Genomic DNA, 24,444 nt, shown 5'->3' with positions numbered 1-24,444 from the left:
CGTGCAGACGACTACCCGGCTCGTCACGGCGATCGCAGCCGTCGTCGCCTACGTGGCGTTGCTGCTCGCCATCACGGCGGGCATCGATCTGCGTGAGCGCAACGCCTTCCACGACGCCCCCGCGCAGTACGCCGCGTTCGTCGCCGCGCTGGACCGGGGCGATGCCAACGGCACCCGCGCGGCCGCCAGCTGGTTCTACGAGCACGGATTCGGCCGCAAGGCGGACGTGTCGATCTCCCTGGGGGCCAGTGCGGCCGACGAGGGCGACATGGATCTCGCCCGCCGGTTCACCCGCGACGTGCCCGAGAAGATCGCGCAGGACCAGCAGTCGCTCGACGACAGGTCCGCCGAGGCCTGGGGGCGGGCGCTGCCGTGGCTCGTCGCCGGTGCCCTGCTGACCGCCGCCGCGCTCGTCCTGCGCCACCGCCGCAGGAAGGCCAACGCCGAGGTGGTCGAGCTGGTGCTCCAGTACGTGCCGCCGCGACCGTGGTGGCGGCGGCCGGTCTTCCTGGTGGTCACCGGGATCGGCTACACGTTCCTGGTCGTCGGCTTCCTCGCGGTGGTGGCGGCGACCCGTGCCTATGAACTTCCTTGGGCCGCTAGAGGTGTCATCCTCGTGGGCGGCATCGTCGCGTTGCCGATCGCCTACTACGTCCTGCGCTACTCCCGCCCCAGAGCGGCCAGAACCGCGGCCCAGACGCTGCGCAACGACTGGCGCGCACCGGTGCTGTACCTGCGCGGCTTCGGCGACGACCAGGACGCGGCGGCCGTCGACGAACTGCCCGGCGTGCTGTGGACCGGCGTGGTGAGCATCCACTCGCTGGAGGAACACCTGATCGGCGCGCTCAGGGCGTTCGGTCCGGTGGTCGCCGTGGGCAGGCCGGACGAGGAGCTGCCGCACCTCGGCGCGGCGCGGTTCTACCTGCCCGGCGAGGACTGGCAGGCCGGTGTCCTGAAGCTGATGGGCCTGTCGCAGCTCATCGTGCTGCGGCTCGGTGACGGCGACGGCGTGTGGTGGGAGGTCGACCAGGCACGAGCCACCCAGCCGCCGGGCAAGCTCGTCCTGCTCATCCCCGGCGGCCGTCCCGACCTCGCCGAACGGCTGGACGCCCACCTGCCGAAGCCCGCGAAAGCCGTTGCCGCGCCTGGCAAGTGGACGTCGGAGGTGGTCGTCTTCGACCAGGACTGGACCCCGCGCGTGCAACCGGTCGGGCCGTTGCCCGGTGAGAAGGACAAGGGTGGCTCGGCGGGCTTCCACGTGGCTCGTGCGATCCAGTTCGCACTGCGGCAGATCGGTGCGCGCAAGAGGGCGCTGGGCCCGCGGACCAACAGCCACCTGCTCGCGGTGTACGGCAAGGTCCTGCTGCTGGTGCCCACGCTGGCCCTGGTCGTCTACTTCCTCAGGCTCGTGTTCCTGTGGTGAGGTCCTACAGCTTCAGGTGAGGCCGGTGGACGTCGAGCCAGGCCGCCAGGTCCAGCGCCTGGTCCGTCACCCGTGCGGGGTCGACGAGGTCGAACACGGGGTGATCGCCGGGCAGCCGCGCGACCTGCCATCCGTCCACAAGAGACGGTGCCACGGCGCCGGGGATCCGTGCGTTGTAGAGGTACTCGACGAGCCGGTGGTCGGTGAACGGCAGCCGCACCTCCAGGCCCACCGCCGCGCTCAGCCGGTCGATGCGGTCGAGCAGCACCGGGAGGGTCCGGGTGAGGTGCAGGTGGGCCGACTTCCGCTCGCGCCACTGCTCGTCCGGTTCTCCCGGCAGCCTCGCGATCTCGTTGTGCGCGCTGGCGCGGCTGTCCGCGAGGTAGGTGTCCAGGTCGAGCGTCCTGAGGACTTCTTCCCGGAACAACGTGCGTTCGAACGGGCGGTGTCCCCCGAAGAGGTCGTCGGCGCCCTCCTCCGGGAGCACGACCCGTTCGCGAGCGGCCCGGAAGATCGCCAGCAGTGGGAAGTCCATGTCGCCCGGGCCGCGCGGCACGTCCCTGATCCGCACCAGTTCGTGCCTCGACGCGGAACCGGTCGTGCCGATCTTGCGGAGCCGGCCGACCGGGACGTCCGCGACGCGCTGGCGGGCGGCGGTGTCCTGCCGCAACCGGCGGATCTCCGCGTCCGTCTCCTCGGCGTCGTCGAGGTGGGGCGCGGTTTCCAGGCGCCAGTAGACGTGTTCGCGGACACCGGCGCGGTCGATCGTCAGGGCCGTGCCGGGCCTGACCTCGTGCAGCCCCTTGTAGATCGTGCGGCCGGGGGTGTGCAGGAACAGCTCGCGCAGGCCGTCCGCGTCGACCTCCCTGCGGGTGGCGGGATGCGCGAAGATCGCCTTGGGCTCACTCCCGAACAGCACGCCGTCGCCGACCGGGTGGTAGTGCAACGGCTTCACGCCGAGCCGGTCGCGCACGAGCACAAGCCGTTGCACGCGGCCGTCCCACAACGCGAACGCGAACATGCCGTTGAGCCGTTCCGCGACACCGAGCCCCCACTCCAGGTAGCCGTGCAGCACGACCTCGGTGTCGGTCCCGGTGGTGAACCGGTGCCCACGCGCCCGGAGGTCCGCGCGCAGCTCCTGGAAGTTGTAGACCGCGCCGTCGTAGCAGATGGTCGCGTGCCCGGCCGACATCGGCTGACCGCCGCGCGCCGGGTCCAGGGTCGCGAGCCTGCGGTGGCCGAACGCCGCGTGCTCCGAGGTCCACAGGCCGCCCGCGTCGGGGCCGCGCGACAGCAACGTCGCGGTCATCGCCGCGAGCACGTCGTGCCGGATGGTGAGGTCTTGGCCGAAGCTGACCCATCCGGTGATGCCACCCATGGAGGAAGTGAACCGGTTCCGGCGCTGGCGAACGCCTAGTGAACCGCGTCCCGGGCTCCGTCCGTAGTCCCTGGCGTGAGCCGCTTCGCCGTTTTCGCCCTGGTCCTGTGTCTCGGTGCCTGCTCCTCGCCGCCCGCCGAGGAGGAGACCGCGTCGCTGCAGGAACTGGAGGCCGCCGCCGGCCCCGCTGTCGGACCGCCGCAGGTCCTGCCGAACGACGTCGCGACACTGCGGATCGAGCAGTCCGCCGCGCTCGGCCCCGTCGTCGCCGACCGCGACCACTACACGCTCTACTTCGACGAGAAGGACGGCACCAACCCGCCGTCGTCGGTCTGCGTCGAGGCCGACTGCACGCTGGTGTGGTCGCCGCTGCTGGCCGCCGGCGGCAAGTTCGACGCGCCGGACATCGACCCGGCGCTGCTCAAGACGTTCCTGCGGCCGGACGGGCTGGAGCAGGTCACCATCGGTGGTCACCCCGTGTACCGGTACGTGGACGACGAGAACGCCGGTGACACGACCGGGCAAGGGGTGGACGGGCGGTTCGCCATCGCGCCCAACGGGTCGAAGGCGGCGCGGTAGCGGTGTGGCGCGGCGGCTTCTCGCGCGCCCTGCCGTGTGCCGCTAACGCCCCAGCCCGGCGTCCCGTGCCCTGATGATCGCCGTCGCCCGATCCGCCACCTGCAGCTTGGCGAAGATGGCGGACACGTTGTTCGCCACCGTCTTCGCCGCCACGCCCAGCCGCGCGGCGATGGCACCGTTGGACATCCCGGCGGCCAGCAGGTCGAGGACCTGCCGCTCCCGTCCGGTGAGCTCGGGGAACGGCACGTCCGGTGTGGACGACCCGGTCAGGAACCCGAGCACCCGCTGCGCCACCGCCGGCCCGAAAATCGCCTCACCGGCCGCCACCGCGCGGATGGCCCTCGCGATCTCGTCCTGCTCGGCGCCTTTCACCAGGTAGCCGCGGGCGCCCGCGCGCATGGCGGCGAAGACCGAGTCGTCGTCGGAGAACATCGTGAGCACCAGCACGGCGACGTCCGGTGCGGCGCGGACGATCTCCTTGGTCGCGGCGATGCCGTCGAGGTCGGGCATCTGCAGGTCGAGCACCGCGACGTCGGGCCGGGTGGTGACGACCTCGCGGACCGCCTCGCGGCCCGTCGCGGCCACGCCCGCCACGACGAAGCCGTCCAGCGAGGTGAGCAACGCGCTCATGCCCTCGCGGACGATGGGGTGGTCGTCGGCGATCACGACGCGGATGTCGGTCACGGCACCTCCACCGGCAGGCGCGCCAGCACCCGTCCTCCCCTGGCCGTCGGCCCGGCCTCGAACCCGCCACCCAACTCGGCCGCCCTCTCTCGCATCGCCTGCATCCCCACACCGGGGCGCCACGGGCCGTTGGGCGGACCGTCGTCGGTGACCTCCACCTCAAGCTCCTGAGCGCATCGCAATCGCACCACGACCGACGAGGCCTTCGCGTGCCGGACGACGTTGGTCAACGCTTCCGTGGCGATGCGGTACGCGGCGACCTCGACGGCGGCGGGCAGCGACGGCACCGCGTCCGGCACGTCCAGCCGGAGCTGCAGGGGTGTGCGCACGAGGGTTTCGGCACGTTGGCGGAGGGCGCCGAGCAGGCCGAGCTCGTCCAGTGCCGGTGGGCGCAGGTCCTCCACGAGCCTGCGCACGTCGGCGATGGCCGTGCGGACGTCCGCGCTCACCCCGGTGAGCAGGCTGCGGGTGCGGTCCGGGTCGGTGGCCAGCAGGTTCGTGGCGGCGTCTGCGCTCAGCGCCACGCCGGTCAGCGTCGGGCCGAGGCCGTCGTGCAGGTCTCGTCGAAGGCGTCGGCGTTCTTCTTCGCGTGCGGTGACAAGGCGTTCTCGGGATGCCTGCAGCTGCGTGGACAGCAACGTCGCGTGCACGGCCACGGCCAGAGGAGCCGCTACGAGGCTCAACACGTTGCGATCGGCGGCACCGAGCGTGCTCTCGCCAGTGCGCACACCAACGTGCAGTTCACCCAGCACCGCGCCGTCGTACACCAACGGCACCGTGACGACGTTCGAAGGCCGTGTGCCGTCACTGGCCAACGTGACGTCAGCGGCCGTCAGGGCAACGTGCGGCACACGCAACGCCACCCGAACCGCCGCCACGACTCCGGCCAGCCCTTCGCCCGCCAGGTGCTCGCCGACCCGCGAGACCACCCGGGCCGGATCGCCGCGGTCGCCGTAGAGAGCGCGGTCGACGAGCCGTTGCAGGCGCGGCAACACCGGCGCGACCAGCAGCGCGACCACCACCGTGGCCACGACCGAACGCCCGAGCCGCGCGGACACGAACCGGTCCAGCACCGCGACCAGCGCGGCGTAGACACCCAGCACCACCGCCGACAACAGCAACCACGCCAGCACCCGCGACACCACGAGCCGGATGTCGAGCAGCTGGTGCCGCACGATCGCGATGGTCACCGCGACCGGGATCAACGGGATCGCGAACAGCACGAACACCGGCGTGCCCGCCACGAACGACCACGGCACCACGAACACCGCCGCCACCGAAGCCGCCAGCAGCAACCACAGCACCGAGTCCTCGCCCCGCCGGTACCGCACGGCCAGCGCGACCACACCGGCCAGCAACGCCGCCAGCGTCCGCAGCTCCGACACGGTCCACAACGGACCGAGCTCCGCGTACCCCGGCAGCTTCAGGTAACCCGGAATCGACGGATCCGCCGCCACCTCGACCACGAACAACGGCGCCGTCGCCACGATCGCGACCGCCACCGGCAGCCAGCCCCGCGACGGCAGCCGCCCGTCCGGGAAGAGCACCAGCGCGAGCGGCAGGAACAGCCCGATCGACCACGGCCACGCGTACGCGGCGATCGTCGCGACCAGCGGGTCGCCGACCGGCATGCCCACCGCGGTGGTGGCGTGCCCGAGCCCGTCGGCGAGGAACAGCCAGCCGATCGGGTTGCGCGGCCGATGCCACGCGAGCACCGACCCGCAGACCGCGAACGCCAGCGCCATCGCGGAGTTCGTGACGACGAACGCGTCCAGCGCCTGCTGCCACGTCCAGCCCAGGCGCAGCACGACCACGGCGGCGGCGCCGGCCTCGGCCACCACCAGGGCGCCGAGGCCGGACGCGAGGACGCGGCCCACGTTCATGCCGGTAAGTGTGGGCCGCCGGGCACCCGATGTCCCGGGAACGCGATCCCGGCACGTCCGGGAAACCTCCCGGCTCGGCCGGATCGTGCACCGGTGTGCGGGGAACGGGCCTGAACGGACAGTTGCTGTCGAACCACCCGGAGGTGCTCAGGTCGGCGAGGTTCTACGCCAACGTGCGGGGAGCCCGCGTGGACCAGCAGCCGCCTCCACCCGATCAACCAGGAGGTACCCGATGTTCCGCACCGGCCTGCTCGTCCTCGGCCTGCTCTCCGCGGCAGACCTGTCGCTCCCCCTGCTGACCGACGGCCAGTCACCGCCCATGGCCATCGCCCTGGTCTCCGCCGCCCTCGGCCTCGCCAGCCTCGTCCTGCTGATCTCGGCCTGGCGAGGCGCCCACAGGGCGATCCTCCCGCTGATCGTCCTGCGCGCCATCTCGGCCGCGACCGCCCTGCCTGCGTTCGTCGCACCGGACGTCCCCGCACCGGCGATCGCCGCGGCCGCCGCCATCGTGCTGCTGACCGCCGCGGGCGCCACCCTGGTGCTCAAGGGCCGCACGGCGGTGACGCGATGAGGTGGCTGCTCCCGATCGGCCCGGCGGCGATCGCGGTCCTGAGACTGATCCTCCCGTACAACACCACCGACGACGACGCCACCGTGCTGCAGAAGGTGGCCGCGCACCCGGACGCCCAGAACTGGGTGATCTGGCTCGGTTTCGTCGCCATGCTGACCCTGGCACCGGCGGTGCTCTGGATCGCGCGAACGACCCGCGAGCAGGCCCCGAAGACCACCGCGGCAGCCGCCGTCCTGCTGGTCCCGGCCTACCTGTCGATCGGCCTCCTCGTCGCCGAGGACGCGGCGGCGCTCAACGGCCACACCATCAGCCACCCCGCCCTCGACGCGGCGACCGGTGTCTTCGTGGCCGGTCACGTGATCGGCACGGTGTTGCTGGGCGCCGCGATGTGGCAGTCGGGCTTCCCGCGCTGGGCAGCGGCGGCAACCGCGATCTCGCAGCCGTTGCACTTCGTGGCCGCCGTGGTCGTCACCAGTCACGAGCTCGACTTCGCCGCATGGGGCCTGAACGCCGTCGGATTCGCGGCGGTCGCCGTGGTGGCGGCACGAGGCCATGACAAGGCGTCACGGTTGCGGCACGCACTGTCCGGACAGGCCGCCGGTTTGCCGCGTTCGGCCTAGTCGGGGGCGATCTCGACCGATTCGTTGGTACCGGAAATGCGGAAACCGGTTTCGCGCGGAACCGGTTTCGGCTAGAAAGTGTGAGAGCGCTCCCACAAGCGCTCCGCCGCACGAGCCCTCCCGGAGACCACATGGATCGCGACGACGTGCCCTACCTCGACGCCACGCTGCCCACCTCGACGCGGGTCGCCGACCTGCTGGGGCGCATGACGCTGCCCGAGAAGGTCGGGCAGATGATGCAGCTGGACTCGAGGGAGGACCTGGACGACCACGTGCTGGGCAAGCACGTCGGCTCGATCCTGCACACCTCGCCGGAACGGGTGCTGCGCGCGCACGACCTCACCGCGCGGACGCGGCTGCGGATCCCCTTGCTGATCGCCGAGGACTGCATCCACGGTCACTCGTTCCACGAGGGCGCCACGATCTTCCCGACCCAGCTCGGCATGGCGGCGACCTGGGACCCCCGGCTGGTCGAACAGGTCGCCCGGGTCACCGCGAAGGAGGCCGCGGCGACCGGGGTGCACTGGACGTTCTCACCGGTGCTGTGCATCGCGCGGGACCTGCGCTGGGGACGCGTCGACGAGACGTTCGGCGAGGACCCGGTGCTGATCGGTGACCTCGCGGCGGCGATGGTCCGCGGGTACCAGGGCGACGGGCTCACCGACGACACCGCCGTCCTCGCCACCGCCAAGCACTTCGCCGGGTACTCCGAGACGCAGGGCGGCCGGGACGCGAGCGAAGCCGACCTGTCGCGGCGCAAGCTGCGGTCGTGGTTCCTGCCGCCGTTCGAGCGGGTCGCGCGCGAGGGCTGTGCGACGTTCATGCTCGGCTACCAGACCACCGACGGCGTGCCGATCACGGTCAACTCGTGGCTGCTGGACGAGGTGCTGCGCGGCGAATGGGGCTACCAGGGCACGTTGGTCACCGACTGGGACAACGTCGGCCGCATGGTCTGGGAGCAGAAGCTGCAGCCCGACTACGCGCACGCCGCCGCGGCCGCGGTGCGGGCGGGCAACGACATGATCATGACGACCCCGCAGTTCTTCGAGGGCGCGCTGCAGGCGGTCGAAGAGGGTCTGCTCGAAGAGAAGGATCTCGACCAGGCGGTCTCCCGCATCCTGACGCTCAAGTTCGACCTCGGGCTGTTCGAGAACCCGCGCCGGCCCGACCCCGAGCGCCAGCGGGTCGTGATCAACCACGAGGACCACGTGGCGCTGAACCTCCAGGTCGCGCGGCGGTCGCTGGTGCTGTTGCGCAACGAGGGCGTGCTGCCGTTGCGCAAGGGCAGGATCGCGGTCGTCGGCCCGCTCGCCGACGACGCGCAGACCCAGCTCGGCGACTGGGCGGGCTCGTCCGGCCAGGCCGACTGGCTGCCCGACGGCCAGCCGCGCGAGATGATCACCACGGTCCTGGACGGGCTGCGCGAGCTCTCCTCCGACGTCACGTACGCCCGCGGCGCGGACATCCTGACGCTCGAACCGGACCCGGAGGGCGAGACGTTCCCGGACGGCCAGCCGCGTCCGCCCGTCGTCCAGCCCTGCCCGCCGGACGCCCAGCTGATCGCCGAAGCCGTCCAAGCGGCCCAGGAAGCCGACTACGTGGTGGCCGTCGTCGGTGACCGCATCGAGCTGGTCGGCGAGGGCCGCTCCACCGCCACGCTCGACCTGATCGGCGGCCAGATCGCCCTGCTGGACGCGCTCGCCGAGACCGGCAAGCCGTTGATCGTCGTGCTGCTGGCGTCGAAACCGCTGGTGCTGCCGGACTCGGCCCGCAACGCCGCCGCACTCGTGTGGGCGGCCAACCCCGGCATGCAGGGCGGCCGCGCGATCGCCGAGCTGCTGCACGGCCTGATCGAACCCAGCGGACGCCTGCCGATCTCGTTCGCCGCCCACGCCGGCCAGCAGCCGACGTACTACAACCAGATCCGCGGCCAGCACGGCACCCGCTACGCCGACCTCACGCAGGAGCCGGCGTTCGCGTTCGGCGAGGGCCTGTCGTACACGACGGTGGAGTACGGCGAGCTGCACGTGGAGACGACGGTGCTGCGGCCGGACGAGACCGTGCGGGCCTCGATCACGCTGACCAACACCGGTGCTCGCCCCGTCCGGGAGACGGTGCAGGTCTACGTGAGCGACGCCGTCACGTCGGTGAGCTGGGCGGACAAGGAGCTCAAGACGTTCCGGCAGGTCGACCTGGAGCCCGGCGAGACCGCGCAGGTCGCGCTGGAGCTCCCGGTCGCGGCCTGCACGATCGTCGACCGGCACGGGAACCGGGTGGTCGAGCCCGGCGACTTCGTCCTCCTGGTGGGGCCGAACTCGAAGGACCTGCGCCGGGCCGAGTTCACCGCAAAGCCTCAGTGCTGAGACGACTGGGCACGATCGTGAGGTAGCGGGGAGGCAGCTCCACCACCTTCGTGATCGCCTTCTTCACCGCCGGGACCAGGTCCGCGTCGACCAGCACGACCGCGGGCCTGCCCGGCGGGTCGACCAGCATGCTCGCCCCGCGCGCACCGGCGGCCAGCGCGGCCCGCACCACCGCGTCCTGCTCGGGATCCGGGTCCTGAAAGCCGTGGTAGGCCGTCAAAGCCGCCCCGAGATCACCGCCATCGTGGACGTACGGCCTCACCACCTGCGGTTCCGCCCTCCTCACCCGAGTATCGACGACGAGCAAACGATGAAGGGAACATTCATCCACCTGAGGTGTAGGAAGGTTCCCTTCATCGCAAACGTCGGGGGTTCCGGTTAGGTCGCGCAGGGCCAGGGCTACTGCGGTTCGCAGTGCTTCGCCTGCGGACAGGCCGCTGCCCTGTGGTAGGTCGATGCTGCACATCAGCGTGGCGCCGCCGGGAGAACCGGACAGCGGGGCTGCCCACGACGGAACGTCGTCGGACGGCAGCAGAGCCCGTTCGGTCGGCCGGTTCACCGAGACCAGTTCCAGCAGGCCGTCGTCACGCCGGTCCCCTGCCACGATGGCACCCCACTTGGCGTGCACCTTCACCGCACCGCCGAGCAGGTTCAGCACGCCGGGCGCGTACCAGACACCTGCCGCCGGCCTGCCGAACGTGCGCCGGAACGCGTGCGGCACCAGCCTGAGCTCCGGCGCGATCTCCGGCCGATCCGCGATGTCGATCATGCTTGCGGTTCCGATTTCCTGGCCAGCAACCGGTAGGCGTTGCCGTTGCCGGTGCGGGCCGCGAGGAACCGGTTCACCGTCTGGTCCAGCGCCATCGCGACGAAGAACGCCGGAATCCCCAGCGACCACACCAGGAAGCTGCGCGTGCGGCGCAACCGGACCCGTTCCGGCCGCCACGGCGCGGGCGTGCGAGGCGCGATGTTGCCCAGGAACAGCAGCAAGGCAAGGGTGAAGTCGTTGCACAGATGGGCTTTCGCGCGTTCGGTGGCCACTGTGGTCAGTCCGCGGTCGGCGAGCGCGTGCTCCAGGTTGCCGATCGGCATCATGTGCTGGTGCTGCGGCTGGAACCACGGCATCCAGTACTTGCCGAACAACCGCCCGAGCCGCCACTCCGGGTCCGGCAGCTCGATCAGCAGGTAGCCGCCGTCGGGCAGCACGTCCGCGACGATGTCGAGCTCCTCCCACGGATCCCGCACGTGCTCCAGGTAGTGGTGCATGCTGATCACGTCGTACCGGCCCTTGAGCTCGCCCGCGAACTCCTTGAAGCTGCCCCGGTAGGCCTGTTCGATCCGGCCGAGCCGCGCCGCGTCCTCGATGGCGGCACCCTGGTCGAGCCCGTCGAACGCGGTGGACTGCAGGACTTCCTTGGCGCCCAGGCAGAAGTGCGCGTGCCCGGAGCCGACGTCCAGCCACCGCTCGGGTTTCGTGAACGGTTCGACCATCCGCGCCCGGCCGTAGTACGGATCGGTCTTGCCGGAGAACACCGCCTCGGCCGAGGTCTCGCCGAGACCGTCGTAGAAGTCCCGGTAGTAGAAGCCCAGGCCCTCCTCGGACAGCCGCGGGTTCTGCCAGACGTGTCCACATCGGACACAGCGGTCCATCGTGAACGTGCCTGGCTTGCGCTGCACCAGGTCCGTGGCGGTGACCCACCGGCGCAGGTCGGCGCTGCCGCACGACGGGCAGTTGTCGCGCCGGGCCTCGTGGAAGTTCCTGGAGCGGTTCTCCTCGTACCAGGGCGTGGCCTGCCTGAGGTGCTCGGCCTGCCGCTTCTCCGCGGTGGACTTCTTGCCACCGGCGGTCTTCAGCCACAGGTACGGCGTGCGCACGAACCGCGGCACCCACAGGTCGCGCGGCCGCAACGGCGTTCCCGCGAACACCAGCAGCGGGTGCGCCCAGTACGCGGCCAGCGCGACCAGTCCCCAGCGCCAGTTCGTGACCAGCGCGGCCACGACGGTCGCATACCCGATGACCGAGCCGGCGATCCACAGCGACGGCCGCTTCCCGAGTTGCCGCAACGTCGCCGCGCGGTAGCCGAGGTCGTACGGACCGGCCTTCAGCCCCGGCGCGACCGCGATCTCGACCCGCGCTCGCACGTGGTCCTTGACCCTGCGCACGAACGCCACGAACTCCGTCGGGTCGTCGGTGTCGATCTCCTCGACGAACTGCTCGCGCACCAGCACGGCCTGCGCCGCACTGATCCCGCGCGCCCACTGGTCGTCGGCGTACTTGGCCGGGTCGACCGCGCCGAGCAGGTCGAGCGCGGCGACCGTCGGCAGGTCGCGCGGCACGAGGTCGACGAGATCGGCGCCGGTCTGCCACGAGCCCTCGGGATGGACTCCGGTGGCGGTGAGGAGCGAGTGCTCGCCCGCGCCCTTGGCGAGCACTCGCAGCTTGGACGCGCGGGAACGCAGACGCAGGACGTCCAAGAGGACGACCAGCACCACCAACACGCTCAGGATCACCCGGCCACCACCTTCTCCAGTAGGTCGGCCGCGGTCGTCGCGCCGCCTGCCGCCAAGAACGAGTCCCGCACCAGCTCCGCCGCGAGCCCGTACTCCGGCTCGTCGAGGACGGACTCCAGCGCGCTGCGAATGTCCGCGGCCCGTGCCCGCGAGTAGGTCAGCCGCACGCCCGCACCCGCCGCCACGACCTGGGCGGCCACCGTCGGCTGGTCGTCCCGGATCGGTGCCACGACCAGCGGCAACCCGTGCGCCAAGGCCTCGCACACCGTGTTGTGACCGCCGTGCGTGACAACGGCGTCCAGGTGCGGCATCAACGCGAGCTGCGGCACGGACGGCAGAACGAGGACGTTGGGCGGCGCGGGCCGCGGTTCGGCGACCACGACGGCCTGGAGGTCGAGGCCGGCGACCGCTTCCAGCGCCTGGCTGAGGAAACGCTCGCCGGCGGGACCGTTGAGGGTGCCGAGGGAGATGAGGACCCGGCGCCGTTCGCTCGGATGTCCCTCGGGAGAGCCCAGCCCGAAGAATCGCCCCCACGGGAAGTCCACCCGCTCGACCCGGTGCGTCAACGCCGGTCCGACGAACGCGACCTCGTCCCCGAAGTCGCCCGCCACCAGTGCCTTCGAGCTGTAGACCAGCACCAGCCGGTCGGAGAACCTGATGTCCCCACCGGCGAAGTCGTACAGCAGGTCGCGCACCCACGCGTCGACCTTCGGCATCGTCCTCAGTGGATTGATCAGCTCGGCCGACGTCGACGCCGACGTCACCCACGGCAGCCCGGCGTGCCGCGCCACGAGCGGCCCGGCCAACGCCTGTTGGTCAGCGACGATCACGTCCGGGCCGAACCGCGCGACCGCGTCGGCGACACCGGGGACCATCGCGTGACCGAGGGGGATCAGGAACTCCTCCCAGAAGAACTTGAGCACCGCCATCCCGCGCAACGCGAGCCACCGCTCCCGTTTCGCCCGGATGCCGGCCTCCAGCACGTCGTCGATCGCCGGGAAGACCACTGCCTGGTCCGGCAGCAACGGCGCCAGCGTGCCGGGGTGACCGACCCAGGCGACCGAGTGCCCGCGCGCCAGCAGTTCCCCGCCCACCGACGCGGTCGGGTTGACGTGGCCGGTCAGCGGCGGCACCACGAACAGGAACCGGCTCATGACGGCAACCAGTCCAGCAGCACGTCGAGCAGCTCGGCCGTGGCCTCGCGCAACACCGTGTGGCCCAGCCCGGACACGATGTGCAGCCGGCACGACGGGATCCGCTCCCGCAGTTCCGCCGCCGCCCCGATCAGCTCGGACTCCGCGCCGTACACGCCGAGCACCGGGCACCGCACCTGCGTCAGGTCGAGCTTCGCGCCGGAGCCGAGGTCGTCGATCAACGTGGTCCCGTTGAGCAACGCGTTGGCGTTCACGGCGAGCTTCGCGATCTTGCGCTGGCCCAGCGCCATCAGCTGGTCCTGCGTCCGGTCGAACTCCAGGCCCAGCGCGGCGACGGTGAGCGTGTTCGTGATGTCCTCGAACCACGCGTCGCCGACCACTCCCCCGCACGCCGACTCGACCAGCACGACGCCGCCGACCCGTTCGGGCGCCTGGACGGCCGCGTGCATCGCGACCACCCCGCCGTAGCTGTTGCCCAGCAGGAAGACCGGCTCGGTCACGCCGATCTCGTCGAGCACCGCGACGAGGTCCTCGGCGCTCTCCTCCGGCGTGTAGCCAGAAGGCGGCCGTTCGGACAGCCCGTGCCCGCGCAGGTCGAACAGCACGGTGCCGAACCCGGCCTGGGCCAGCGGCGCGGCGAGCGTGTAGTAGAAGCTGGACAGGTTGTCCATCACCAGGCCGTGCACGAACACCACGGTCGGCGCGTCCTCAGGCCCGAGCCGCTGCACGTGGAACCGCAGCCCTCGGGCGTGGACCTCAGACACGTGCCGTGATGTGGTCGACGAGACGGCCCACGGACATCGCCATGATCTCGTCGATGTCCATGTCCGCCAGGAACGCCACGAGGTCGACGCCGTAGTGGGCGTTGAGCTTGTCCGCCAGCGCCACGAACTCGATCGACTCCAGCCCGAGGTCGTCGCTGAACGTGGTGTCCCTGGTGATCTCCACGCCCAGCAGGAAGTCGGGCCCGACCACCTCGGTGATCATCTTGGCGACCTGCTGCAGCACCTCGTCCATCACTTCTCCGTTCGCACACGGGCGGCGGCTCGCCCTTGTTCCGCGACGACCTCGATCTGGGGCACGGCGAACGCGCCGCGCACCCGGGCTGCCGCGTCCACCGTCAGTTCCACCGGGTAGATCGGCCCGGCTCCGCGGTCCCACAGCCACCGGCGCACCGCGTCCTTCACCGCGATCACGCGCAGCAGCCAGTCCCGTTGCGCCGGTACGTCCAGGCCGGCGTAGTGCAGCCGTTCGGCGGAGTTCAGGTAGCGGCGCATGATCAGGTCGCGGGTGGCGCTGTCGGACCAGTTCTCGGTCACGTTCAACCACTCGCCGTCCTGAACGGACAGCATCTCGGTGCCTGGACGCAGTTTCACCTGCCAGATCCGGTCGTCCGTGGTGAACCGGCGGGTGGTCCAGCCGGTGATCCGGCACCACAGCTCGCCGTTCACGGTCAGCTCGGCGTCGGCGACCATCTCCTGGGCGGTCACCGAGCGGATCCAGGCCGTGCAGTGCACGTCGCCGGTCGGCGCCGGCCCGTGGAACGACACCTGCTCGATCCCGGTCGGCAGCACCGTCTGGTCGACGGTGAGGCTGACCTGCATCCAGTGCCCGATCAGCTGTCCCGCGCTGTCCAGCAACGCGCCCGGCGCGGGCAGCGGGGTCAGCACGCCGGCGATCCCGTTGTCCGCCAGGCAGTCGATCTTCGCGACGCCCGCGAACGCCGGTCCGTGGAACATCCAGTTGTCCCGGTACAGCTCGGCCGCGCTGACCGGTGCCGCGCGGACGCCCGTCAGCTCCTCGCCGACCCGTTGCGGCGCCACCGGTGCCATCAGCACGACGCCTTCGGCGTAGTCGCCGACCTTGACCACCACGCGGCCGGGACCTTCCGCGCGGGCGGTGATCTTCGCGGTCGTCGCGGGCAGTGCGGTGAGCCAGCGCTTGGCCCTGACCTCGGCGAACCCGTGCACGGTGCCGCCGGTGAGCCGGCGGGCGGCGTCCGCGAACACCTCCAGCAGGCCGGTCGCGGGCACGATCGGGAACCCGTCGGCGAGGTCCGGCCAGCCCGGCGGCTGCGGGAACACCGAGTGGTCGACCAGCTCGGGCATGGTGCGCAACGAGAACTCGCGGGTGAACCCGGCCTCGTTCGGCCGCAGCGCGCCGACGACCTCGCGCGCGACCGCGTTGGTGTGCGCCAGCAGTGCGTTGACCGCGGCGGACATCGGGCTGTCGTCGGCCATCAGCACGGGTTCGGTGCCGAGCGCGTCGACCTTGATCTTCGGCGTGCCGAGCCGCAGCTTGACCTTGTGGCTGGTGCCGCGCTTGAGCCCGAACGCCCACAGCGCTTCGGGTGCGATGTCGGCGTTCACCGCGAGGTGCGGCCGGTCGGACAGCGTGTCCGTGACGAACCCCGGCAGGCTGCCCTGTCCGATCTGGACGAACGCGCGGAAACCCGCCTGGTACAGGCGTTCCAGCAACGGGCGGAACTTCACCGGCTCGACCAGGTGGCGCAGCACCAGGTCGCGGACCTCGGCCGCGGCCATGGGTTCCAGGGAGTTCGCCGACCACACCGGGATGTCCGACGCGCGGACCGGCAGCTGGTCGAGCATCTCCTTGGCGCGGCCCAGGTAGGGCGCGAGGGCCGGGGTGTGGAAGCCCGTGCGGAACGGCATGAGCTGGGCCATCACGCCGTTGGCCTTGAGCTCGCCGAGCACGAGCTCCAGCCGGTCGATCGGGCCGCAGATCACCGACTGGTGCGGGCAGTTGTCGTGGCTGATCGTCACGCCGTCGATCAGGTGCGGCTCGGCGGTGTCGGCCGAGCAACCGAGTGCGGCGTAGGCGATGTCGACGACCGCGACCGCGCCGGGCCCGAGCGCGCCGACGAACTCGTCGATCGTCGGGTAGATGCCGCCGACGACCATCGCGGTCCACTCGCCCATGCTGTGCCCGGCGAGCGCGCCGGGCGTGATGCCGAGCGCCATCAGCTCACGGGCCTCGCGGCGGCCGTCCTGCAGCAGCCCGACCGCGTGGTCGACGACCTCGCCGCTGAACTCCCGCTCGAAGCCCGGGAACAGGAACGCGACCTGGTCGGTGCTGGTCAGGAGTGGCTCGTGGGCGAACCAGATGTCGTGCCGGCCCGGCCACGCCCTGCCCTGCGCGATGATCCGCTCGGCGAGCTTGAGCTTGCGCTCGTCCGGGTTGCCGATGGCGAGCCGGAACGCGCGGTCGGCGGTCGAGCACCGGCGTTCCGCGACCGCTCTGGCCAGCTCCTCCGCCGTGTCGGCGGCGAAGGTCATGACCGGCTTGCGCGGCTTGGCGACCGTGTGGCCGTCGAGCACGGCGTGCGCGTTGATCCCGCCGAACCCGAACGCGTTCACGACCGCGCGGTGCGGTCCGGCCCACTCGCGGGCCTCCACGACCGGTGTGAACCTGGTGCCCTGCAACGAACTGTGCGGCTGTTCGACGTTGAGGGTCGGTGGCAACGTGTTGTGGTGCAACGCGAGGGCGGCCTTGATCAGCCCGGCCATCCCGGCGGCGGGCATGGCGTGGCCGATCATCGACTTCACCGTGCCGATGCCGATCTCGTCGCCGTCCGCGCCGAACGCGTTGATCATCGTGGCCAGTTCCGCGGCGTCACCGGCGGGCGTGGCGGTGCCGTGCGCCTCGATCAGGCCGAGCCCGTCCTCGCGCGGGTCCAGGCCCGCGTTGGCCCAGGCCCGTTGCACGGCAAGGAGTTGTCCCTCGGGGTTGGGCGTCATCATGCTGGTCGCGCGGCCGTCGCTGGCCGTGCCGATGCCGCGGATCACCGCGTACACGCGCTCGTCGCCGACGTCTTCGAGGCGCTTGAGCAGCACCATGCCGACGCCCTCGGACAGCAGCGTGCCGTCGGCGTTCGCGTCGAACGGCCGGATGCGTTCGGTCGGGCTCAACGCTCTGAGCTGCGTGAAGACGCTCCACAGCGTCGGGTGGTGGCAGACGTGCACGGCACCGGCGAGCATGGCGTCCGCGCGGCCCTCCTGGAGCTCGCGGACGGCGTGCTCGACCGCGACCAGGCCGGACGCGCAGGCCGCGTCGACCGTGTAGGCGGTGCCCTTCAGGTCGAACCGGTTGGCGATCCGGGAGGCCGCGAGGTTCGGCACGAGCCCGATCGACGACTCCGGCTGCTCCGGGCCGAGGCGGTCCCGGATGGCCTGGCGAACCGCGGTCAGGTCGGCTCCGGCCAGGTTCGGGAAGAGGTCGCGCACCACCGAGACGACCTCGTCCGCGAGCCGGACGCGCTGGTCGAGGCGCGCGCAGCCGGGCGTGAGGTATCCACCGCGCCCGACGACCACGCCCACCCGGTCCCTGGACGGCAGCGCCGATTCACCCCCCGCGTCCGCGATGGCCTCGGCGGCCGTGGCGAGGGCGAGCAGCTGGTCCGGTTCCGCACCATCCACTGTGGACGGCATGATGCCGAACCTGGTCGGGTCGAACTCCGCGAGGTCGTCGACGAACCCGCCCCTGCGGCAGTAGAACCGGTCGCCGGTGGTGCTGTCCTGGTCGTAGTAGGTGGCCGGGTCCCAGCGTCCGGCCGGGATCTGCCCGATGGCGTCGACGCCGGCGACGATGTTGCGCCAGAACGTCGTCGCGTCGGGGGCACCGGGGAAGACGGCGCCGATCCCGACGATCGCTATGCCTCCCATCGGTAGACCACCTGCACGTCGGTGCCGCTGGCGATCTCGTTCAGCAACGCCTCGACGCCCTGTTCGGGGTCGATCAGCCCGATGCCGCGACGGGCGTACTCGTCGGCCAGGCCGACCGCCATGCCCGCGCCCGCCCAGGGACCCCAGTCGACGGCGACGACCCGGCGTTGCGCGCCCCAGAACCGGGCCATCCGGTCGAGGGCGTCGTTCGCTGCCGAGTAGTCGGCCTGGCCGCGGTTGCCGAACACGCCGCTGACGCTGCCGAACAGCACCAGGAAGCCCTCGGTGCCAAAAGTGTCGAACGCCTTGGCGCCGTTGACCTTCGTGGCCCAGACCCGGTCGAACGACTCCTGGGTCTTGGCGGTGATCAGCTTGTCGTCCAGCACCCCGGCACCGTGCACGACGCCGTCGATCCGGCCGAACCTCGCCTTGACGTCGTCGATCACCTTGCCGACCGCTTCGGCGTCGGTGACGTCGCACTCGTGGTACCGCACGCTCGAAGCCTTGGCGCGCAACCGTTCCAGGGTCTGGCGGACTTCGCGTTCGGCCAGCACCCCGCGGGCCTTGGCCGGGACGTTCTCCTTCTCGCCCAGCTCGAACAGCGCCTTCACCAGTTCGGGCTCGGTCGTGGCGTGGGTGAGGCGGTGATCCTCCGGAGCGATCGGCGTGCGGCCGATCAGCTCGATGTGGCAACCGGTGCGGTCGGCGAGCGCGGTCGCGGCCAGCGCGGTGATGCCTCGGGCGCCGCCGGTCAGCAGCACGACGCTGTCGGCGTTCAGGTTGAGCGCGCTGGTGCCGAGTTCGGCCGGCACGGCCTCGATGACCTGCCGCTTGCCCGCCTGGTAGCCGACGACCGCCGGGCCGGAGCCGATCTCCGCGAGCAACGCCGTGGCGATGTCGCGGTGGCTTTCCTTGGGGTTGACGTCGACCGCGCGCACCACGAGGTCCGGGTGCTCCAGGGCGGCCGTGCGGATCAGGCCGTGCAGGCCGATGTCGGCGGGCAGCTCGTCCGGGGTGTGGTCGAAGCCGAACGTGCCGCCGCCCGTGGTGACCACGAGCAGGTTCACTCCGTTGGTCACGCAGGCCTTGACCTCGCTGAACGCCTCCGGCAGCCGGGCGCCGAGCCGGATGATCACGTCGATGCCGGTCAGGTCGGCCGGGAAGACCGGCTCGATGCGCGGGCGGGTGGTGTGGCGTTCGAGGAGGTCGGCGAGTTCGAGACCGATGCCGTTGTCGTCGACGATCAGCACGGCCTTGCCGGTGAGGTCGACCGGCTGGGCGGGCTCGCACGGCACGACCTGGGGAACGAGCCGGACCAGCCGGCCGGACGACTTCGGCCGGGCCGGGGTCTCCCCGAACCAGCCGACGATCCCGTCGATCGTCTTCAGCTGAGCCAGTTCGTCCACCGAGCCGGTCGCGCCAAGTTCCTGCGCCAGCTCGCCCACGATCTCGGCCCGCTTGATCGAGTCGATCGACAGGTCGGCTTCGAGGTCCAGGCCCGGTTGCAGCATCTCGACCGGATAGCCGGTGCGCGTGCTGATGGTCTGCAGCACGACCGCCCGCACGTCCTTGCCTGCCGGTGCGGCCGCGGGTGCGGCGCCGAACCAGCCGACGATGCCCTCGATCGTCTTGAGCTGCGCGAGTTCGTCGATCGAGCCCGACGCGCCGAGCGCCTGCACCAGCTCGCCGACGATCTCCGTGCGCTTGATCGAGTCGATCGACAGGTCGGCTTCCAGGTCGAGCCCCGGCTGCAGCATCTCGACCGGGTAGCCGGTGCGGGTGCTGATCGTCCGCAGCACCACGGTGGCGACGTCTTCCTGCTTCACCTCGGGCTGAGGAGCTGCGACGACCGGTCGTTGCTCGATCACCGGCCTCGGCGGCGGGACGTCGGCGGGCGCGGTGCCGAGGTAGCTCAGCAGGACGTCGCGCTGGGCGCTGACCGCGTCGCGCATGCCGTCCAGGAACTTCTCGATGATCTCGTCCCGGCTCAGTCCTGATCCCACCCGCAGGGTCGGGAACTCCGTCGCGGGCCGCAGCCCACCAGGAAGTGCGTCGCCGTTCGCGTCCCGCACGAGACCTCCATCCACGTACCAGCCCGGTCGTTGCGGCACGACCGCGGCGGGTTCGGCCCTGTCCTCGAACAACGGCGCGGCGTCCACCTCGACGCCCGCGGCCGCGAGCTCGGCGAGCGTGCGCAGGAACGTGACGTGGTCGTCGCACCGCAGCGCCCGGTGCGGCCGGTCGCCGAGGGTCTTGCCGACCAACGACGTCAGCACGCCGCCCGGCCCGGCCTCGACGAAGATCCGCGCGCCCGCCGCGTACATCGACTCGATCTGGTCCACGAACCGCACCCGGCCCGCGAGCTGCGCGGACAGCCCGTCCCGCACGTCGGTGTGCGGCTGCGCGGTGACGTTCGACCACACCGGGAAAGCCGTCTCACCAATGGACATGGCCGACAGGCGGGCCGCGAACCGGTCGCGGGCACCCGCCATCAGCGGGCTGTGGAACGCGGCCGCGACCGGAATGCTCTTCACGCTCAGCCCGGCGTTGCGCAGCACCTCGACGGCGTTCTCGACGGCCGTGGTGGGACCCGAGATCACGACCTGGTCGGGTGCGTTGTGGTTGGCCACCACGACATCCGGCGGCAGGAGCGCCTCGACCTCGGCCAGTGGCGCGGACACCGCGGCCATCGTGCCGGGGTCCTCGCCGACCGCCTCCAGCATCGCCTCGGCACGGGCAGCGCTGAGGTCGAGCAGCTCGGTTGGCTCGAACACGCCGGCGGCGGCGAGTGCGACCAGTTCGCCGTAGCTGTGGCCGCCGGCCAGATCCGGTTTCACCCCAACGGATTCCAGCAGTGCGGTGACCATGAGCCCGGCGATGCCGAGCGCCGGCTGGGCCATCCTCGTGTCGGTGATCTCCGCGCGTTGCCTGGCGACGTCGTCCGCGGTGAGCGCGGCCGGCGGGTACATCACCCGTTCGCAGCGGGAGTCCACGAACTCCTGCAGCCACGGGAACGCCGTGACCAGGTCCAGCAGCATGCCCGGCCGCTGGCTGCCCTGGCCGGGGTACAGGAAGGCGACCTGGGGCCGTTCTGCTTCACGCAGCTTCACGACGTCGTTGGCACGCCAGGCCGCCACGTCCGCCAGCGCCAGCCGCAGGCTGTCGTGATCACCGACCACGAACGCCGCCTGCACCGTGCCGCTGCCGCACGCCGCGGCCAGTGAGCGCAACGGGGTCCCTGGGTCGACGAGAGCGGCGAGCCGCGCGGCTTCCCGTTGCGCGGCTTCGGGGTTCTCGCCGCGGATCAGGAACAGCTCGGCCGGCCACAGGGTCAGGCCGTGGCGTGGCCCGTCGGCGCCGTCGTAGCCCGCGAGGACGGTGTGGAAGTTCGTGCCGCCGAACCCGAACGCGCTCACGCCCGCGACGCGCTGCCCGGCCGCCCAGGTGCGGTGGCCGAACGCGAACGGGCTGGTCTCGGCGTTCCAGAACTCGTTGGGCTGCTTGACGTGCAACGTGCCGGGCCGCAACCCGGTGTGCACGGCCAGCGCCGCCTTGATCACGCCCGCGAGGCCCGCCGCGCACTTGGTGTGCCCGATCTGCGACTTGACCGAGCCGATCGTGCAGGTGCCGGGCTCGACGCTCGCGAACATCTCGGTCAGCGAGGCCAGTTCGGTGCGGTCGCCCACCACGGTTCCGGTGCCGTGCGCCTCGACCAGCCCGACGGACGTGACCGGCAGCCCGGCCGACGCGTAGGCCCTGCGGAGCGCCCTCTGCTGGCCCTCGGGACGCGGCGCGGTGAGGCCCTTCGCCCGGCCGTCGCTCGACGCGCCGATGCCCTTGATCACCGCGTAGACCCGGTCACCGTCGCGTTCGGCGTCGGCGAGCCGCTTCAGCACCAGGCAGGCGACACCCTCGCCGAGCGCGATGCCGTCCGCCGCGGAGTCGAACGTGGCGCAGCGGCCTTTGGCGGACAAGGCTTTCACGGACGCGAACATCTGGTAGTCGTGCGCGCTGTTGTGCAGGTCGACCGCACCGCACAGGACCATGTCGCTGGTGCCGCCGACGAGCTCCTTGCAGGCCACGTCGAGCGCGGCGAGGCTGGACGCGCAGGCCGCGTCGACGGTGTAGTTCGCGCCGCCGAGGTCGAGCCGGTTGGCGACCCGGCCGGAGATGACGTTGCCGAGCACGCCGGGGAACGAGTCCTCGGTGAGCGCGGGCAGGTGGTCGTCGAGACCGCGGACGCCCAGGGCGGGCAGCGCGGTGCGGACCGTGTAGGCGTTGGCGAGGTCGGCACCGGCCTCGGCGCCGAAGATCACCGACGCGCGTTCGCGGTCGAACACCCGTGTTTCGTAACCGGCGTCCTTGAGCGCCCTCGCCGCCACTTCCAGCGCGAGCAGCTGCGCGGGTTCGATCGAGGTCAGCGACGCGGGCGGGATGCCGTAGGCCAGGGGGTCGAAGGCCGTGCGCGGGATGAACCCGCCCCACTTGAACGGGCTGCCGTAGCGTTCCGGCGACCAGCGGTCTGGCGGGATCTCGGTGACGGAGTCGGTGCCGTTGAGGATGTTCGACCAGAACTCGGCGACGTCGCGGGCGCCCGGCATGATCGCCGCCATGCCGACGATGGCGATGTCCAGCGGCTCTCGTTCGGCGGCTGCCGCACGGCTCTCGGGCAGCACGCCGGAGACGATGTCCTCGTGCAGCTGTGCGATCGTGGTGCGCTCGTTCCTGAGGGTCGCGACCTGGCCGATCATGAACATGCCTTCGCGGCGTTGCTCGTCCTCGCCGACCTCTTCCAGGCCGTTCTCACCGCGGACCAGACCGCGGCTGGCCAGCCGCAGCCGGCCGAGGTTGAGCTGTTCGAGCCGTTCCCAGCTCTCCTGCTTCGGCAGGCCCGCGAGCTCGGCGCGGGCCTGCTCGAACGTGTCCACATAGGACGTCTGAGCGCACCGGACCGCGTGGCCGGGCGAGGTCTCCAGCAGCGCGGTGTCCTCGCACTCCAGCGCGACCTGCTGGAACACCGGCTGGATCGCGCCGTGCGTGACGGCTTCCTCGGTGAACAGGTAGGCCGTGCCGACGAGCACGCCGATCGCCGCGCCCCGTGCCGCCAGCGGCGCGGTCATCGCGTCGATCATCGCGGCCGAACGGGCGTCGTGGATGCCACCCGCGAACAGTGCGACGACATCCTTCTCGCGGCCGCGCAGGACGTCGATCTGCTGCTGCCACAACGTGAAGCTGGACCGAGGGCCGGTGTGCCCGCCGCACTCCGAGCCCTCGAAGACGAACTTGCGCGCGCCCTCGTCGAGGAACCGGCGCAGCAGCGCGGGTGACGGCACGTGCAGGAACGCCTCGATCCCCGCGCTCTCCAGCTCGCGTGCCTGCGCGGGCGTGCCGCCGGCCACGACCGCGTACCGGGGTTTGACCGCGAGCACGGCTTCGAGCTGCCTGGCCCGCAGCTCCGGCGGCGCGAAGCCCAGCAGGCCCACGCCCCACGGCAGGTCGCCGAGCTTCGCCGAGGTCTGCTCCAGCAGCTCGCGGACCGCCGGCCCCTCCATCAACGCGAGCGCGAGGAACGGCAGCGCACCGCCCTCCGCGACCGCCTGCGCGAACGCGGGCTGGTCGCTCACGCGGGTCATCGGCCCCTGCGCGATCGGGTAGCGCAGTCCGGGCACGCGGTCGCAGAACGGTCCACCGGCCCGCAGCGAGCGGTGGCCGCCCGCCTGGGCGACATTGTCTCGAATGGCCCGCTGAATCGCGCCGACGACGCCTCCAACGGTGCCAAACGAAGCACGGTTGAATTCCGCGAACGCGCCTTCCTGGCCTATTTCGAGCGTCTTGTGACGAACATGAACGCGCAACCCGGCGTTCACAACGGTGTCGGCGCCGTCCATCGCCCGAACGGCGTTCACAATTTCAGCGGAAATATGTTTTCGCACCTCGGCGACCAGGGCGAGCTGGCCTTCCAGCACCACACCTCGCGCGCCTCCGGCGACCGCCGCGGCAGCCGTGTCCGGCCCGATCGACCCGGCCACCCAGACCGGCAGGTCGGTGATCGCGAGCACCTGCTGGAGCAACACGAACGCGGGCGAACCACCCACGCGCCCGCCCGCCTCGGCACCCTTGGCGATCAGCCCGCTGACCCCGAACTCGATCGCCGCCACGGCCTCGGCCACTGATGTGATCATGGCGAGCACGCGCCGTTCGCCCAGTTCAGTCAGGTTCGGGGCATACCGAACGAGATCAACCACAACCGTGTCGACGGCGTCGGGCAAAGGACCCGGCAACGGTCCGTGCAGCCGGACCGCGAACGCGCGCCGGTGGCGCTGCGCGACGCGGCTCAGGTCACGGGCGGCGTGCGGCCCAAGATCGAGCACGCCGAGGCCGCCCGCTCGTTCGGCCGCGACCACGAGGGCCGGGTTGGGGGTGCTGAACGGACTCAGACACAGCACCCGATCTCGATCCGACAGCATGTTCACTGCGCTCGCTTCCTCACCGTGCAGGGGGTGGGGAGAAAGGAATTCAGTTCGCTACCTACTGGCCAGTACGTTAGTGGGCCTCACCGTACGCACAAACCACAGTCGCCGTCGAGAGGGGTGATG

Annotated in this window: 15 protein-coding genes; 5 read left to right on the top strand and 10 right to left on the bottom strand. The window is 71.4% G+C overall.

The genetic code is table 11. The annotated features are described in order from the left end of the window. Position 1 precedes the first annotated feature (1 nt). Positions 2-1,423 (top strand): hypothetical protein, encoded by a 1,422-nt coding sequence (locus tag ACWEIJ_RS21785; protein WP_449839023.1) that lies wholly within the window; start codon positions 2-4, stop codon positions 1,421-1,423. 4 nt (positions 1,424-1,427) lie between these two features. Here ACWEIJ_RS21785 and ACWEIJ_RS21780 read toward each other — a convergent pair whose 3' ends face one another. After that, positions 1,428-2,801 (bottom strand): asparagine synthetase B family protein, encoded by a 1,374-nt coding sequence (locus ACWEIJ_RS21780; RefSeq protein WP_449839022.1) that lies wholly within the window; start codon positions 2,799-2,801, stop codon positions 1,428-1,430. Positions 2,802-2,876: 75 nt separating this feature from the next. Between ACWEIJ_RS21780 and ACWEIJ_RS21775 the strand changes: the two genes are divergently transcribed. Further along, on the top strand, positions 2,877-3,380 hold the full coding sequence (locus tag ACWEIJ_RS21775) for a COG4315 family predicted lipoprotein (RefSeq protein ID WP_449839021.1): 504 nt from the start codon (positions 2,877-2,879) through the stop codon (positions 3,378-3,380). A gap of 42 nt (positions 3,381-3,422) precedes the next feature. Here ACWEIJ_RS21775 and ACWEIJ_RS21770 read toward each other — a convergent pair whose 3' ends face one another. Together ACWEIJ_RS21770 and ACWEIJ_RS21765 are read right to left on the bottom strand one after the other, a co-directional pair. After that, positions 3,423-4,064 carry a response regulator gene (locus ACWEIJ_RS21770; protein ID WP_449839020.1) on the bottom strand — a complete coding sequence of 214 codons (642 nt, stop codon included), beginning with the start codon at positions 4,062-4,064 and terminating at the stop codon, positions 3,423-3,425. After that, positions 4,061-5,947: a sensor histidine kinase gene (locus ACWEIJ_RS21765; protein WP_449839019.1), complete on the bottom strand. Its 1,887-nt coding sequence runs from the start codon at positions 5,945-5,947 to the stop codon at positions 4,061-4,063. Before ACWEIJ_RS21765 ends, ACWEIJ_RS21770 begins: the two co-directional genes overlap by 4 nt. 232 nt (positions 5,948-6,179) lie before the next feature. Here ACWEIJ_RS21765 and ACWEIJ_RS21760 point away from each other — a divergent pair, with 232 nt between their 5' ends. From ACWEIJ_RS21760 to ACWEIJ_RS21750, 3 genes are all read left to right on the top strand, one after another. Beyond that, a complete protein-coding gene (locus ACWEIJ_RS21760; RefSeq protein ID WP_449839018.1) occupies positions 6,180-6,518 on the top strand; it encodes a hypothetical protein in 339 nt (112 codons plus the stop codon). Continuing rightward, complete coding sequence (locus ACWEIJ_RS21755) at positions 6,515-7,138, top strand: hypothetical protein (protein WP_449839017.1); 624 nt, start codon at positions 6,515-6,517, stop codon at positions 7,136-7,138. Before ACWEIJ_RS21760 ends, ACWEIJ_RS21755 begins: the two co-directional genes overlap by 4 nt. Positions 7,139-7,269: 131 nt before the next feature. Continuing rightward, positions 7,270-9,501, top strand: coding sequence for an exo-beta-d-1,3/1,6-glucosidase (locus tag ACWEIJ_RS21750; protein WP_449839016.1), 2,232 nt, complete (start codon positions 7,270-7,272; stop codon positions 9,499-9,501). Here ACWEIJ_RS21750 and ACWEIJ_RS21745 read toward each other — a convergent pair. Genes ACWEIJ_RS21745 through ACWEIJ_RS21715 form a run of 7 tightly spaced genes read right to left on the bottom strand, consistent with a single transcriptional unit; the run spans position 9,479 to position 24,294 of the window. Beyond that, positions 9,479-10,270 (bottom strand): hypothetical protein, encoded by a 792-nt coding sequence (locus tag ACWEIJ_RS21745; RefSeq protein ID WP_449839015.1) that lies wholly within the window; start codon positions 10,268-10,270, stop codon positions 9,479-9,481. The two genes, ACWEIJ_RS21750 and ACWEIJ_RS21745, sit on opposite strands and share 23 nt — an antisense overlap. Next, complete coding sequence (locus ACWEIJ_RS21740) at positions 10,267-12,012, bottom strand: class I SAM-dependent methyltransferase (protein ID WP_449839014.1); 1,746 nt, start codon at positions 12,010-12,012, stop codon at positions 10,267-10,269. Before ACWEIJ_RS21740 ends, ACWEIJ_RS21745 begins: the two co-directional genes overlap by 4 nt. Further along, positions 12,009-13,166, bottom strand: a complete 1,158-nt coding sequence (locus tag ACWEIJ_RS21735; protein WP_449839013.1) for a glycosyltransferase — start codon at positions 13,164-13,166, stop codon at positions 12,009-12,011. The genes ACWEIJ_RS21740 and ACWEIJ_RS21735 overlap by 4 nt, the downstream gene beginning before the upstream one ends. Beyond that, positions 13,163-13,930 (bottom strand): alpha/beta fold hydrolase, encoded by a 768-nt coding sequence (locus ACWEIJ_RS21730; RefSeq protein ID WP_449839012.1) that lies wholly within the window; start codon positions 13,928-13,930, stop codon positions 13,163-13,165. The genes ACWEIJ_RS21735 and ACWEIJ_RS21730 overlap by 4 nt, the downstream gene beginning before the upstream one ends. Continuing rightward, positions 13,923-14,183, bottom strand: coding sequence for an acyl carrier protein (locus ACWEIJ_RS21725; protein WP_189256896.1), 261 nt, complete (start codon positions 14,181-14,183; stop codon positions 13,923-13,925). Before ACWEIJ_RS21725 ends, ACWEIJ_RS21730 begins: the two co-directional genes overlap by 8 nt. After that, on the bottom strand, positions 14,183-17,848 hold the full coding sequence (locus ACWEIJ_RS21720) for a beta-ketoacyl synthase N-terminal-like domain-containing protein (protein WP_449839011.1): 3,666 nt from the start codon (positions 17,846-17,848) through the stop codon (positions 14,183-14,185). The genes ACWEIJ_RS21725 and ACWEIJ_RS21720 overlap by 1 nt, the downstream gene beginning before the upstream one ends. After that, complete coding sequence (locus tag ACWEIJ_RS21715) at positions 17,836-24,294, bottom strand: SDR family oxidoreductase (RefSeq protein WP_449839010.1); 6,459 nt, start codon at positions 24,292-24,294, stop codon at positions 17,836-17,838. Before ACWEIJ_RS21715 ends, ACWEIJ_RS21720 begins: the two co-directional genes overlap by 13 nt. Positions 24,295-24,444 lie beyond the last annotated feature (150 nt).

The sequence above is a fragment of the Lentzea sp. NPDC004789 genome (assembly GCF_053601075.1).
Note: the sequence above shows the minus strand (reverse complement) of the source record. Positions and strands in the feature narration are given on the sequence as shown.

Coding starts and splice junctions, on each gene's coding strand:
- ACWEIJ_RS21745 (WP_449839015.1), bottom strand. CDS start 10,270: ATGATCGACATCGCGGATCGGCCGGAGATCGCGCCGGAGCTCAGGCTG.
- ACWEIJ_RS21750 (WP_449839016.1), top strand. CDS start 7,270: ATGGATCGCGACGACGTGCCCTACCTCGACGCCACGCTGCCCACCTCG.
- ACWEIJ_RS21765 (WP_449839019.1), bottom strand. CDS start 5,947: ATGAACGTGGGCCGCGTCCTCGCGTCCGGCCTCGGCGCCCTGGTGGTG.
- ACWEIJ_RS21720 (WP_449839011.1), bottom strand. CDS start 17,848: ATGGGAGGCATAGCGATCGTCGGGATCGGCGCCGTCTTCCCCGGTGCC.
- ACWEIJ_RS21780 (WP_449839022.1), bottom strand. CDS start 2,801: ATGGGTGGCATCACCGGATGGGTCAGCTTCGGCCAAGACCTCACCATC.
- ACWEIJ_RS21725 (WP_189256896.1), bottom strand. CDS start 14,183: ATGGACGAGGTGCTGCAGCAGGTCGCCAAGATGATCACCGAGGTGGTC.
- ACWEIJ_RS21760 (WP_449839018.1), top strand. CDS start 6,180: ATGTTCCGCACCGGCCTGCTCGTCCTCGGCCTGCTCTCCGCGGCAGAC.
- ACWEIJ_RS21755 (WP_449839017.1), top strand. CDS start 6,515: ATGAGGTGGCTGCTCCCGATCGGCCCGGCGGCGATCGCGGTCCTGAGA.
- ACWEIJ_RS21735 (WP_449839013.1), bottom strand. CDS start 13,166: ATGAGCCGGTTCCTGTTCGTGGTGCCGCCGCTGACCGGCCACGTCAAC.